This window comes from Emergencia sp. 1XD21-10 (genome assembly GCF_009936045.1).
Taxonomy (GTDB): Bacteria; Bacillota; Clostridia; order Peptostreptococcales; family Anaerovoracaceae; genus Senimuribacter; species Senimuribacter intestinalis.
The window spans coordinates 47,564-59,878 of the sequence record NZ_QWEQ01000015.1 but is presented as its reverse complement, the minus strand read 5'-3'; the positions used below and the strand labels follow the sequence as shown (position 1 = coordinate 59,878).

At 43.7% G+C, this 12,315-nt stretch carries 11 protein-coding genes; 10 read left to right on the top strand and 1 reads right to left on the bottom strand.

The features are described from left to right. Nucleotides 1-30: 30 nt before the first annotated feature. From D1151_RS10510 to D1151_RS10465, 10 genes are all read left to right on the top strand, one after another. Nucleotides 31-741: a polymer-forming cytoskeletal protein gene (locus D1151_RS10510; protein ID WP_161908878.1), complete on the top strand. Its 711-nt coding sequence runs from the start codon at nt 31-33 to the stop codon at nt 739-741. A 2-nt stretch (nt 742-743) separates the two neighbouring features. Next, the gene (locus D1151_RS10505) at nt 744-1,250 is read left to right on the top strand and encodes a polymer-forming cytoskeletal protein (protein ID WP_161908877.1); all 507 of its coding nucleotides are present in this window, start codon (nt 744-746) and stop codon (nt 1,248-1,250) included. Between the two features lie 6 nt (nt 1,251-1,256). Beyond that, a complete protein-coding gene (locus D1151_RS10500) occupies nt 1,257-2,147 on the top strand; it encodes a polysaccharide deacetylase family protein (RefSeq protein WP_160200858.1) in 891 nt (296 codons plus the stop codon). A 109-nt stretch (nt 2,148-2,256) separates the two neighbouring features. After that, on the top strand, nt 2,257-2,400 hold the full coding sequence (gene scfA / locus D1151_RS10495; protein WP_160200859.1) for a six-cysteine ranthipeptide SCIFF: 144 nt from the start codon (nt 2,257-2,259) through the stop codon (nt 2,398-2,400). Nucleotide 2,401: 1 nt separating this feature from the next. Next, nucleotides 2,402-3,772 carry a thioether cross-link-forming SCIFF peptide maturase gene (scfB, locus tag D1151_RS10490; protein WP_161908876.1) on the top strand — a complete coding sequence of 457 codons (1,371 nt, stop codon included), beginning with the start codon at nt 2,402-2,404 and terminating at the stop codon, nt 3,770-3,772. A 121-nt stretch (nt 3,773-3,893) separates the two neighbouring features. Then, nucleotides 3,894-5,516, top strand: coding sequence for an ABC transporter ATP-binding protein (locus D1151_RS10485; protein ID WP_161908875.1), 1,623 nt, complete (start codon nt 3,894-3,896; stop codon nt 5,514-5,516). Between the two features lie 343 nt (nt 5,517-5,859). After that, nucleotides 5,860-6,516 (top strand): hemolysin III family protein, encoded by a 657-nt coding sequence (locus D1151_RS10480; protein WP_243151203.1) that lies wholly within the window; start codon nt 5,860-5,862, stop codon nt 6,514-6,516. A 52-nt stretch (nt 6,517-6,568) separates the two neighbouring features. Beyond that, nucleotides 6,569-7,834: an FAD-dependent oxidoreductase gene (locus D1151_RS10475; RefSeq protein WP_160200863.1), complete on the top strand. Its 1,266-nt coding sequence runs from the start codon at nt 6,569-6,571 to the stop codon at nt 7,832-7,834. A gap of 66 nt (nt 7,835-7,900) precedes the next feature. Then, nucleotides 7,901-8,605: a pseudouridine synthase gene (locus D1151_RS10470; RefSeq protein WP_201759516.1), complete on the top strand. Its 705-nt coding sequence runs from the start codon at nt 7,901-7,903 to the stop codon at nt 8,603-8,605. Nucleotides 8,606-9,002: 397 nt separating this feature from the next. Continuing rightward, nucleotides 9,003-10,409: an amidophosphoribosyltransferase gene (locus D1151_RS10465; protein WP_161908873.1), complete on the top strand. Its 1,407-nt coding sequence runs from the start codon at nt 9,003-9,005 to the stop codon at nt 10,407-10,409. A 296-nt stretch (nt 10,410-10,705) separates the two neighbouring features. On the opposite strand, the gene D1151_RS10460 is transcribed toward D1151_RS10465, so the two are convergent. Then, nucleotides 10,706-12,301 carry a PucR family transcriptional regulator gene (locus tag D1151_RS10460; protein WP_161908872.1) on the bottom strand — a complete coding sequence of 532 codons (1,596 nt, stop codon included), beginning with the start codon at nt 12,299-12,301 and terminating at the stop codon, nt 10,706-10,708. Nucleotides 12,302-12,315 lie beyond the last annotated feature (14 nt).

Genomic DNA, 12,315 nt, shown 5'->3' with positions numbered 1-12,315 from the left:
TAATTGAACTTGGGCGAAAAAGATGATAAAATGGCAGAGAGAATAGACATAGCAGAAGTCAGAAAAGTTGAGGAAATTTTCATGTCATCAATTTCGAATTTTACACAGGCGATGAAAGAACTGACCGGATTTGACGATGAAACGTCAAAAGAAAAAGTTAAGACCGCCGAAAAGCGTGAGGATTTTGCGCAAGATAGAGATAAGACCAGCGAGCCATTTCGGATGCCGCAGATGGAACCGCGTATCAGACCGCAGATGGAAATTCTTGTGCCTGAATTTAATCAGGAGGCAGGAACTGTCATCAGCAGCAGCATGGTGATTACCGGCAATATAGAAGGGGCGGACCAAGTAAAGGCAAATGGATGTATTTTTGGCGATTTGAATACGACATCGTCCGTCATCGTCAATGGAAAGATAATCGGAGATGTTGCCACAGAAAGTCTGGCGGTAAGCGGTAGTATTAAAGGTGCTGTGAAGGTCAGTGCAGATGCGTGCATTGAACATGCGGCAGTAATTGTGGGCGATATCAAGTCGGCGAATTTGCAGACAAAAGGAAAAGTAAAAGGCAATCTGGAAATCAAAAACGTCGTTGATATTACGGAAAGTGCTGTGGTCGTGGGAAACATTGATACTGGGGAACTGAATTCCGAGCGAGGCTGCGTCATCAATGGCAATGTGACAACGAGGAATACCCGCAGCTTTACTTTTGATGAAGAGCAACTTTTTAGTATTGGAGAGTAAACATGGAAGAAGAAAAGAAACAGCAGACAGAATACGAAGAACCAGTACAGGAAGAGACTGCTGAAGAGGAAAAAAACCATGAGGGCGTGCTGCCTATAGATGAGACCGGTGTGATTGCAGCGAATACCAAGGTGACGGGCGATATTGTGACTCGTGGGCACCTAATGATATACGGAGAGGTAGAAGGCAATGTAACAGCAGCAGGAAACATCACTGCAACAGGCAAGATTTCGGGTGATATCGCCTGCAGTAATCTGAAGCTGACTGGCTGCCAGCTGAAATCCAATCTCACCGTAAAAGAAAATATCCTGATGGATGCAGACTCCAAAGTGGAAGGGAGAATTTTCTGCAGTGTGCTTTCCGCAGACGGCACCATTAAGGGAAATATAGAGGCGACTTCGGAAGTGCAGATCCACAGCAGCGCCAGCATTACAGGCGGAATTCGCACAAAATCTATCTCTGTTGATGCAGGGGCACAGCTCCTGGGAAGTATGCAAGTGGTTCGGTAAATAAATATGGAAGGCAGATTTTCAGTAAGATTTTTTAAGCGACTTATTACATTTACAGTGCTGGGCATCCTTCTCATCTTGACGGTGGCGGTCATCGTTCTCTCTGTGAGAGTGACGGCATTGTCTGCAGAAGCTGGCAGTGGCACAGATTCTGGCGGAAACGAAACCCAAAATGCAGATTCTGCGCTGATTGTTGAAGAGGAGGCACTTCCTTATCAGGAAAAGTATGCATCACTTTATATTCGGGATGAATTCCGGCAGGCAAAGGCGAAGTCAAAAACGGTATACCTGACCTTTGATGACGGACCTTCTCAGACGTGCACGCCAGAGGTGCTGGACATTCTGAAGGAACACAATATTAAAGCGACCTTTTTTGTAGTAGGTAAGATCAGCGAAAATAGAGACATTGTACAGCGGATTATTGATGAAGGACATACTATCGGTATTCACACGTATACTCACTCCTACGAATACGTTTATCAGTCGATGGACACTTATCTTGCGGATTTTGAAAAACTCTGGACAGAGCTTTATGAGGAATTTTCTTATCGGGCAGAAATTTTCCGTTTTCCAGGCGGTTCTGTCAATACTTATAATTATACACTTTGTCAGCAGATTATCGCAGAGATGTACAGGCGTGGGTTTGTGTATTTTGACTGGAATGCCTCTGCAGAGGATGCGGCATCAGGAAATCCGTCCAGCGATGTGATTGCAGAACGAATCTTAAACGGCGTGCATAATGCTGACAGAAGTATCGTACTGATGCACGATAGTGCCAGCATGGGATCCACCGTGGAGGCACTGCCTGAAATTATCGAGCAGCTGCAGGATGAAGGTTATGCTTTTGATAAGCTGGACCGGAGTGTAAAACCCATTACTTTCTCTTATTTAAAATAAATGGGCAGACTTTGCCGTGTGTGCGGTGATACGGGACTTGACAGTGTGCCGCACCATAAGGTAAAATAAGAAAATAGTGAAAGATTACAAATAGAAAGGTAGATATAAAATGAAAAGAATCAAGACAATCGAAACAAGAAACTTAGAACAGAGCATGAAGAACGGTGGCTGCGGCGAATGCCAGACTTCTTGCCAGTCAGCTTGCAAAACTTCCTGCGGTGTAGCAAATCAGGAGTGCGAGAAGAAGAACTAAGATGATACACCAGTATAAACTAAACGGATACAATATCGTTTTAGATGTTTATAGCGGTTCGGTACATGTAGTGGATGATGTTGCGTATGACATCATCCATGATTTCTTTTCTGAGGAAAAAGAGACGCTGGTCGCAAAGATTTTGGACAAGTACGCAGGCAAAGCTGATGTAACCCGGCAGGAAGTGCTGGAAGTCATAGACGATATTGAAACGCTACAGGAGCAGAGAAAACTTTTTACAGAAGACATCTACGAACCAAATGCTTACGATTTGAAGAATCGCCATACGGAAGTAAAGGCGCTTTGCCTTCACGTTGCGCATACCTGCAACTTAAACTGTAGCTATTGCTTTGCAAGCCAGGGGAATTTTAATGGTGAGCGGGGACTGATGTCCTTTGAAACAGGAAAGCAGGCGCTGGATTTTCTCATCGAAAATTCCGGTGACAGACGCAATTTGGAAGTGGACTTCTTTGGCGGCGAGCCTTTGATGAACTGGCAGGTGGTGAAGGACCTGGTTGCGTATGGCCGCAGCGTGGAGAAGCGGCATGGAAAAAATTTCCGCTTTACGCTGACCACCAACGGTGTAGGTATTGACGATGATGTCATTGCATTTGCAAACAAGGAAATGCACAATGTAGTGCTCAGTCTGGACGGACGCAAAGAAGTTCACGATCGACTGAGAAGAACAGCATCTGATGAAGGCAGTTACGATTTGATCGTGCCGAAGTTCCAGAAGCTGGTTGCGGCAAGAGGTGGCAAAGGCTACTATATGAGAGGCACCTTTACTCATAATAATGTAGATTTTACAGAAGATATTTTCCATATGGCAGACCTGGGCTTTACGGAACTTTCCATGGAACCGGTGGTATGTCCGCCGGAGGATCCTTTTGCGCTGACGGAAGAGGATTTGCCGAAGTTCTTTGAACAGTACGAAATTCTGGCGACGGAGATGATTCGCAGAAAGAAAGCGGGAAGCGGGTTCACTTTCTACCATTATATGATAGATTTGACTCATGGACCTTGTATTTATAAGCGAATTTCCGGCTGCGGCTCGGGAACGGAGTATTTTGCTGTGACGCCGTGGGGCGACCTATACCCGTGCCACCAGTTTGTCGGCGATGAAAAGTACAAGATGGGTGACATTTGGAACGGCATTACAAACGAAGAAACTCGTCAGGATTTTAAGATGTGCAATGTCTATGCCCGTGAGGAATGCAGAGACTGCTGGGCGCGTCTTTATTGTAGCGGCGGTTGCGCAGCTAACGCATATCACGCAACGGGTTCCATCAAAGGCGTCTACGACTACGGATGCAAGCTTTTTAAAAAGCGGATGGAATGTGCGATCATGATGCAGATTGCAATGATGGAATAAAATTAATAAATAGAACGCTCCGAAGAAATGATGAATGCTTCGGAGCGTTTTTTCAGTTATTGACAAAAGAAAACAGAATAAGTTAATATATATCTGAACTAAATGAAAGACAAGGTGCAGCATGAAAAAATATTTATATAAACTGAGAGGAATCATTTTCGCAAAAATATCTTGTGCTGTTATTTCAATTGCAGCCTTAGCAGCGATTCCATATTTGAATAAACTTCTATTCGATCAAAAATTTAAAATTTGGGGCGACTATGGAATTCTCCTGCTTATCGGACTATATATTCTGGTCTATATCATCAATAGTGTTTTTGAATATATCAGTCAAAGAAATGCCTGGAAGCTTGATTGGAAGTTCAATCTTTTAATCAAAGATGATTTGTTTCATGCACTGCTTAACCAGCCGTACAGGGAATTTGCGAGGAAGTCGCAAGGAGAGTATTTATCGCTTTTTACAAATGATATAGGGGTGGCGAGTCAATATATTTCCAGCTGTGTTGCGGTGGTACAGACTGCAATGCAGATTTTTGTGTATGGCGTATTTATTTTTTCTCTGAATCTTTATATTGGGCTGGTAATTGTGGTGGGAACACTGCTTGCTCTTTTGGCACCGGCAATTACAGGGAAAACCTTGGCAGAACGCAGGAAAATATGGGTGTGCCTGCAAGGAAACTATATAGAAAAGCTGCGTGATTTATTTGCCGGTTTTCGTGAGGTCAACAAAAAAACGCAGAACGCCATGGGAAGTGAGCAGTCAAAAGTGCTGCGGAAAACAGAAGATAGTATGCTTCACTACGGGAAATTCAGCACATTTACTCATATCTTAAATGGGGGATTTTTATATGCGGTTAATATTCTATCCTTTGCTGCGGTCGGGATTCTTTTTGTTTTTTCAAAAATTACGCTGGGGACTGGAGTTGCAGCCCTTGGTTATGCAGAAAGCTTTATTGAACCGCTGAGATATATTTTGGAAGAAGTCAGCAATATTAAATCGACAAAGCAGGTTACGGAAAATCTGATGGAATATATCAACCAGCTGGGAAAAGGTGTGGCAAGGAAAGAATTGAAATCGGAACTAGAGGAAACCGCCATTGAAACCCTTGAGCTTGAGAACCTTTGCAAGACCTTTGAGGGGTTTGAAATTAAAAACTTTAGCTATCGCTTCGTAAGAGGACGTCAATATGCGTTAATTGGACACAACGGTTGTGGAAAAAGTACGATTCTTGAAATAATCCGTAAAAGTAAAGTAGAGGATTCTGGAAAGGTTTATTTTGACGGAACGTCCTCCGATGATATATGCGTAGAGGATTACGTATCCTTAACCGGTGTAGGAAGTCATATTTTTAAAGGCGATTTCACAGAAAATGTTACCATGTTTGGAGCTTATGACAAAGAACAAAGATTAGAAAACTTTGACTTCGGAGGCTTGGATTTTAGCGCAGGAGAAAAACAGGTAATCTGCATGCTCCGTGCTTTTGCAGAAAACGCATCGGTTGAACTGTATGATGAGCCATTTTCTGCCATGGATATGGCAAATAAAAAAATACTGTCAGGGATTCTGCAGAGTCGTAAAGATAAAATTGTGATTGTTGCAACCCATGATTTAGATAGCAACTACTTGAAAGCTTTTGACGAAGTTCTCCTCATGGAGGCAGGAAAGCTGTTGATGGCTGGAACACCTGATGAGGTTATCAAAACGGAGGCTTATCAAAAGCTAAGAAAAGAAAAATCAGTTTGAGCATAGTCTAAAAAGGAACAACTAGTGGGGTCGTTCCTTTTTGGTTGTACGACAGAAGGTTTATTCTGACAGTACTACTAGTTCTTTCAACAGTTTCGGCAGCTCACAAATCGTATTTAAACGATAGGAACGGTCCGGAACTTCTCCAAACCTGATACATAAAATCTAAGGCTCCTTTCCATGCTAGTAGAAAGTATAGCATTTTCTATGTTGGGAAACAAGTAGCAGACAAATTTTGTTTTAAACTTGACATAAAATGAAAATGAATATATTATAATATAGTAATAAAAACTAGATTTTAAAATGTTAAAAAATATATACGAAGTTAGAAAGGGGAAAAATGATGACAGACGGAACTTTAAAGAGATATACAGTGGGGGAAGAGATTTTTAATACAGTGTCTCACGGCTTAGGCTCAGTACTGGCAGTAGGCGGCACTACAGTGCTGATCGTTTTATCTGTAGTTCACCACAGCGGGTTGGCGCTGGGCGTCAGTCTGGTTTTTGGTATATCGCTGATTGTGCTTTACACCATGTCGGCGGTTTATCATGGGGTACCCCATCCCAAAGCAAAGGAAATACTGCGAATTTTTGATCATGCTTCTATTTTCCTTCTGATTGCGGGGAGTTATACGCCATTTTGTCTCGTCGCCCTTCGTGGAAATCCCAAAGGACTAGTCGTAGTGGGTGCAGTCTGGCTTTGCGCAGGTTTTGGCATTCTGCTCAACGCCATCGATCTTGCTAAGACCGAGAGGCTGGGCACCGTACTTTATGTGGTCATGGGCTGGGCAATTGTATTTGCCTTTAAAGATATTATCCGCGTACTGCCGCAGCCTGCCTTCTGGCTCCTGCTTCTTGGAGGGATCAGTTACACAGGGGGACTTGTATTTTATGCCATGAAAAAAAGATATATGCACAGCATTTGGCATTTGTTTGTGCTGGCAGGGAGTGTCTTGCATTATATCTGTATCGCGGTTTATGTCATACCTATGGCGTTCTAAAAAGCATAAATTGTCATATGAATAGTAACAAGAAGAATTGTTGGAGGTTCATATGGCAAAGATTATCATAGTCGGCGGCGGCTGGGCAGGGGTCAGCGCTGCAGTCACCGCAAGAAAAACCGGCGCAAAGGTGCAGCTTCTTGAAAGGACAGACCTGCTCCTGGGGCTGGGCAATGTGGGCGGTATTATGCGAAATAATGGAAGATTTACCGCGGCAGAAGAGAATATCGCTATGGGTGCAAGAGAGCTTTTTGAGATTACTGACGGCTGTGCAACCCATCGAAATGTAGATTTTCCGGGACATAAGCACGCAACATTTTATAACGTATTAAAAGTGGAACCGAAGGTTCGGCAACTTTTGCATGAGATGGGAGTCGATATACATTTCATGACCCGGATTATAGATGTCGAAACCGAGAAATGTCAGGATGGTGAAAATAGAATTACGGAACTTGTGTCAGCGGATGGCGAGCACTTTGATGCCGATGTTTATGTAGATTGTACGGGAACGACGGGACCTATGGGAAACTGCATGGAGTTTGGAAACGGATGCAGTATGTGCGTGCTCAGGTGTCCCGCCTTTGGACCGAGAGTCAGCATTTCTGAGAAAGCAGGCGGATTTGACTACTATGGTAAACGTGCAGACGGCACGCCGGGCGCTTTCAGCGGATCCACGAAAATAGAGAAATCGACTCTAGCAAAGCCACTGCAACAGGAACTTTCTGAGAAAGGCGTAGCAATCGTGCCCCTTGCAAAGGAATTAATCAATGAAAGCAAGCTTTCTAAAAAGGTTTGCAAACAGTATGCGCTGCCGCAATTTGCGGAAAACATTGTTCTCATCGATACAGGCTATGCAAAGATGATGACACCATATTTTCCGCTGGAGCAGCTTCGGACGGTGGCAGGTTTTGAAAACGCAAGATATGCAGACCCTTATGCAGGCGGAAAAGGCAACTCTATTCGCTATCTGGCAGTGACAGAGCGAGAGGAAAATATGCAGGTAAAAGGTGTTAAAAACCTCTTTTGCGGCGGGGAGAAGTCGGGCCTTTTCATCGGTCATACGGAAGCAATTTCTACAGGGGCTCTGGCTGGTCATAATGCCGGTTGTTATGCGGCAGGCGAATCGTGTTTGCAATTGCCGGATACTATCGCTATTGGTGCACTGCTAACGTACCAAAAACCTGACGGCGGCATGTTTACTTTTGCGGGAGATGAATTTTTCCAGTATATGAAGGAGAAAGGACTTTACTCCGTAAACAGAGAAGAAATTGCAGCGCGCATCGAGGCGGCAGATCTCACCTGCGTATACGACTGTTAAAAAAAGCGATGACTTCCAGGTGATTTTGTGTTAAAATCCTCCTTAGGAAAAGGAGACATAAAATCGATGAGAATTAATAAATATATTGCGCAATCAGGAATTGCCAGCAGAAGAAAGGCAGATGAACTGGTTGCTGCCGGCAATGTGAAGGTCAACGGACTGACGCTGAAGGAAGCTGGCTATGATGTAGTTGCAGGTGATGTAGTGGAAGTCAATGGTCGCCGTATAGAACCGGAGGATAAGAAGGTCTATATTTTACTCAACAAACCGCTGGGGTATGTGACAACCGTCAGTGACGATAAGGATAGACAGACCGTGATGGATTTGGTGCGGGATGTCGACGCCAGAATTTTTCCGGTGGGACGACTGGATTATAATACTTCCGGCATGCTGATCATGACCAACGACGGAGATTTTGCGTATAGGCTGACCCATCCGAAACATGAGATGCCGAAGACTTACAGGGCGCGGGTTGCAGGCGTTCTGTCTGACGAGAAATGTGCAAAGCTGCGAAGGGGCGTTGATATCGGTGGTTACGTGACATCTAACGCCAAAGTGCAGATTGTTAAAGGCGTGCAGAGGTCTACCATCGTGGATATCACCATTCACGAGGGAAAAAATCGCCAGGTACGCAAGATGTTTAAGGCGGTCGGCAATAACGTGCAGGAACTTGCACGTATTGCTATCGGCGATATTAAGCTGGGCAGATTGGCTGTAGGGCATTATAGAAAACTGACAAAAGAAGAAGTCGAATATTTAAAGAATTGCTAGAAGACGGGAAACCGTCTTCTTTTAGTTACCCCGCATTTATGTTGTTTTCTGTCACGGCAAACGCATGAAAAACGTTTAATGATTTTCTGGAACAGACAAAGCTGACAGCTTTTTAAATTTTTGTCAGTTTTGTCTGTGTTTCTATCAAAAATTCTGCCAGAACTGACAATTATTTTTGATTTTGTCAGCTCTGTCAGGATTTCAGTCGTATTAAGATGGGTTTCTTCACGATTTGCTGACAAAATCCTGCATGTTGCTATCATTTTGTCAGTATTGATGGCTAATGATACTTTTCATATTTGCCGTATGTTTTTTATAAAGAAATATTGTAAAAGCAAAAAGAGTGTGGTACAATATTTTTTTCAGTTAAACCGTTTACGATAAAGGAGGTTACGTTATGGGCGGCTTTTTTGGTGTTGCAGCGCGGCAGGACTGCGTGTTTGATTTGTTTTTTGGGATAGATTACCATTCTCATCTGGGAACTCGGCGAGGTGGTATGGCGGTATACGGAAAGGACGGCTTTAACAGAGCGATTCACAATATCGAAAACTCTCCTTTCAGAACGAAGTTTAATAAAGATATGCAGACGATGGACGGCATTATGGGAATTGGTTGTATTTCGGACTACGAGCCACAGCCGTTGATTATTCGTTCCCATCATGGCACTTATGCGCTGACGACAGTGGGAAAGATTAATAATGTCGATAGTCTGGTGCAGAGACTCTTTGATACGGGACATGCTCATTTTCTGGAGATGAGCGGCGGTGAAATCAACGCGACCGAACTGGTTGCAGCGCTGATTAATCAGAAAGAGAATTTAATCGAGGGCATGCACTATGCGCAAGAAGTCATCGACGGCTCCATATCGCTGCTTCTGATGAATAAGGCGGGCATTTATGCAGCTCGTGATAAATACGGCAGAACACCTATTGCTGTAGGTAAGAAAGAGGAGGGTTTCTGCTTTAGTTTCGAGAGTTTTGCCTACAAGAATCTGGGATATACAGATTACAAAGAACTGGGACCAGGAGAAATTGCAGTGATTACAGATCAGAACTGTGTGACACTGCTGAATCCAAACGAAGACATGAAGATTTGTACTTTCCTTTGGGTGTATTACGGGTTTCCGGCAAGCTCCTATGAGGGGATCAGTGTAGAGCGGATGAGAAATGCCTGCGGTGCCAAGATGGCACAGCGGGATAGTGTAGAAGCGGACTATGTAGCTGGTGTACCTGATTCCGGTATCGGAAGCGCAGTGGGATATTCCAATGCTTCTGGTATTCCATACGGAAGACCTTTCATTAAATATACACCGACCTGGATGCGTTCGTTTATGCCGACCATTCAGACTAAGCGCAACCTGATTGCGAAGATGAAACTTTTGACTGTGGAAGATTTAATCAGAGACAAGAGATTGGTACTCATTGACGATTCCATTGTAAGAGGAACGCAGCTTCGAGAAACTGCCGAATATCTCTTTGAAATCGGCGCAAAGGAGCTGCATATCAGACCTGCGTGCCCGCCGATTATGTATGGATGCAAATATCTGAACTTCTCGCGTTCTTCCTCCGAAATGGACTTGATTACCAGAAGAGTCATCACAAGACTTGAGAACGGTAACGTAACTGATGAGATTCTGGAAGAATATGCAAATCCGGAGACAGAAAAATACGCGCAGATGGTGGAGGAAATCCGTAAGGAAATGGGATTCACTACGCTGCAGTTCTGTCGCCTTGATGATATGATGGATGCTACGGGCCTTGAAAGAAATAAACTCTGCACCTACTGCTGGAACGGAAAAGAATAGTCTTTGCACTGTAATGCAGCAGCTGTGCATATATTCGTAAAAATCAGCGAAAATATGCAGGCTATGATAAGGAATCGTGCATATTTTTTAGAATTTTGATTGCAATATGCAGATTTACAATGAAGAACGCCGTCAGAGAGAGGGAAAACCCTCTTGATGACGGCGTTTTATGCGTATTTTTTTAATTTTTGGTGAAAATATGCACGCAGCGGTGCATATTTTTGAGAATTCTCTTTGAAATATGCATGAAATATGAGTGAAGCAAGCGCACAGAGTTCAGCAGCGCTGAATTTTTTCTATTTTAAAATCCGGTAAAGGGCCAGCGCCTTGTAAATCGTTAGAGATTCAGGCATTTTTCGCATATCAAAACCAAGGATTTCGTTAATTCGTTTCAGCCGGTACTTCACCGTGCCTTTATGGACATACAGCATTTCGGCAGACTTGTCAATATTACCGTTGGCATCAATAATAAAGGTTTCCAGAGTTTCCAGCAAAGTATCAGCACCGGAAGCGGCATGCAGAATCGGATGCAGAATGGTAAGGACATGGTCAGAAGCTTTTTTGTCTGACGCAATGGCAGCGCACTCGCTGCAGAAATGCAGTTCGCCCAGATTGAAAACTTTTTTTGAAGGAAGAATGCGATGCAGGTAGGCGTTATAGGCGACGTACTCTTCGAATAAATCTTTGTAAATGCCGGGGTTATAGTAATCGGCATGAATCATCATGCGCTCAATTTCCTCATAGGAAGAAAAAGCTTTTTCTGATTCCATAAAGAAATCGTAGCGATTGATCTCGTAATCAGGAAATTCCAGAAACAGAACGATGCAATCTCCGTTTACCTCTGAAATTGGCGTAAATCCTTGGGAATAATAGTGTTTTTCTAATTTCGTCCGAAGTAAATCGGGCTCTTTTTTTGCCCTGTTTGTCATGCTGAAAATGAGTACAGCGTGAATCTTCTTTATATCGACACTCAGCCGCTTGGCAAGGCTCTGAATTTTAATAGGTTCGTTGTGAATAAGAGCATGACACAGGGCAGTCTTATCAGAGCGGTTTTTCTCCCATATACACAGATACAGACGAATCGATTCCATCACCTGCTCAAACTGGATTTGGTTTACCGCGCCCTGCTTGGAAATCACTGTTAGATATCTTAATACCGGGTCGCTGAAGAAAATGGGGCTTCGGGTGAAGTAGTAGCGGTTTCCTGTCTTTGAGACAAAAGCACTTTGATAAGATGTGCGAGTGGAAAGTTTCTCTCCATGGGAAATGGTAAAATTAGCGTCATGAAGAGGTTTGAAATCTTCACCGGCCCAGTCAGCACCGTGAAGCAGGTTCAAGTTCTTATCGTAGAGACCGATAGAAAAATGGGTGTACTGGCTGATAATGTCTACAAGAAGGGTTAGAGAGCGCTCCTGCGCAGAGAGGGACGCCATGTATTCCAGGACAATGTTAGTCCAGTAGTTTTGATTCTTTCGATCCTCCAGAATCTGTTCCATAATAGGCGTAATCAGTTCGCTGCAGGAGTGCCTGTGAGACGGCATCTGAATCAAAGGAAAATCCAGCGCTTCTGCAGTTTGTATCACTTCCGGCTCGAAGTCCTCTTTGAACATACCGATATTCATCACTAAAGTTCCGCTTGCTCCGACGCGGCTAAGAAAGTGCAGGCAATCCAGTTTGACCTGTAAGGGAAACGTAAGAAAATAGCTGGACAGCAGAATCTCTCCAAGCAGATATTTGGAAGTGTGAAACAACTCGTCATAATTAAATTGAATGTCGAACTGGTCAACGATTCCAATGCCGGAAACGGTGTTGGAAAGCGATAAAGTTCCGGCTCTTACAATGGCACCTTCCATCACTGGCAGGCTTAATAAATCTTTCAAGGTGATACTCATATTGCACTCCTATC

Bases quoted from the DNA above. Each gene is read 5' to 3' on its own strand.
- D1151_RS10475 (WP_160200863.1), top strand. From the start codon at position 6,569: ATGGCAAAGATTATCATAGTCGGCGGCGGCTGGGCAGGGGTCAGCGCT.
- D1151_RS10480 (WP_243151203.1), top strand. From the start codon at position 5,860: ATGACAGACGGAACTTTAAAGAGATATACAGTGGGGGAAGAGATTTTT.
- D1151_RS10505 (WP_161908877.1), top strand. From the start codon at position 744: ATGGAAGAAGAAAAGAAACAGCAGACAGAATACGAAGAACCAGTACAG.
- D1151_RS10510 (WP_161908878.1), top strand. From the start codon at position 31: ATGGCAGAGAGAATAGACATAGCAGAAGTCAGAAAAGTTGAGGAAATT.
- D1151_RS10500 (WP_160200858.1), top strand. From the start codon at position 1,257: ATGGAAGGCAGATTTTCAGTAAGATTTTTTAAGCGACTTATTACATTT.
- scfB (WP_161908876.1), top strand. From the start codon at position 2,402: ATGATACACCAGTATAAACTAAACGGATACAATATCGTTTTAGATGTT.
- D1151_RS10485 (WP_161908875.1), top strand. From the start codon at position 3,894: ATGAAAAAATATTTATATAAACTGAGAGGAATCATTTTCGCAAAAATA.
- D1151_RS10465 (WP_161908873.1), top strand. From the start codon at position 9,003: ATGGGCGGCTTTTTTGGTGTTGCAGCGCGGCAGGACTGCGTGTTTGAT.
- D1151_RS10460 (WP_161908872.1), bottom strand. From the start codon at position 12,301: ATGAGTATCACCTTGAAAGATTTATTAAGCCTGCCAGTGATGGAAGGT.
- scfA (WP_160200859.1), top strand. From the start codon at position 2,257: ATGAAAAGAATCAAGACAATCGAAACAAGAAACTTAGAACAGAGCATG.
- D1151_RS10470 (WP_201759516.1), top strand. From the start codon at position 7,901: ATGAGAATTAATAAATATATTGCGCAATCAGGAATTGCCAGCAGAAGA.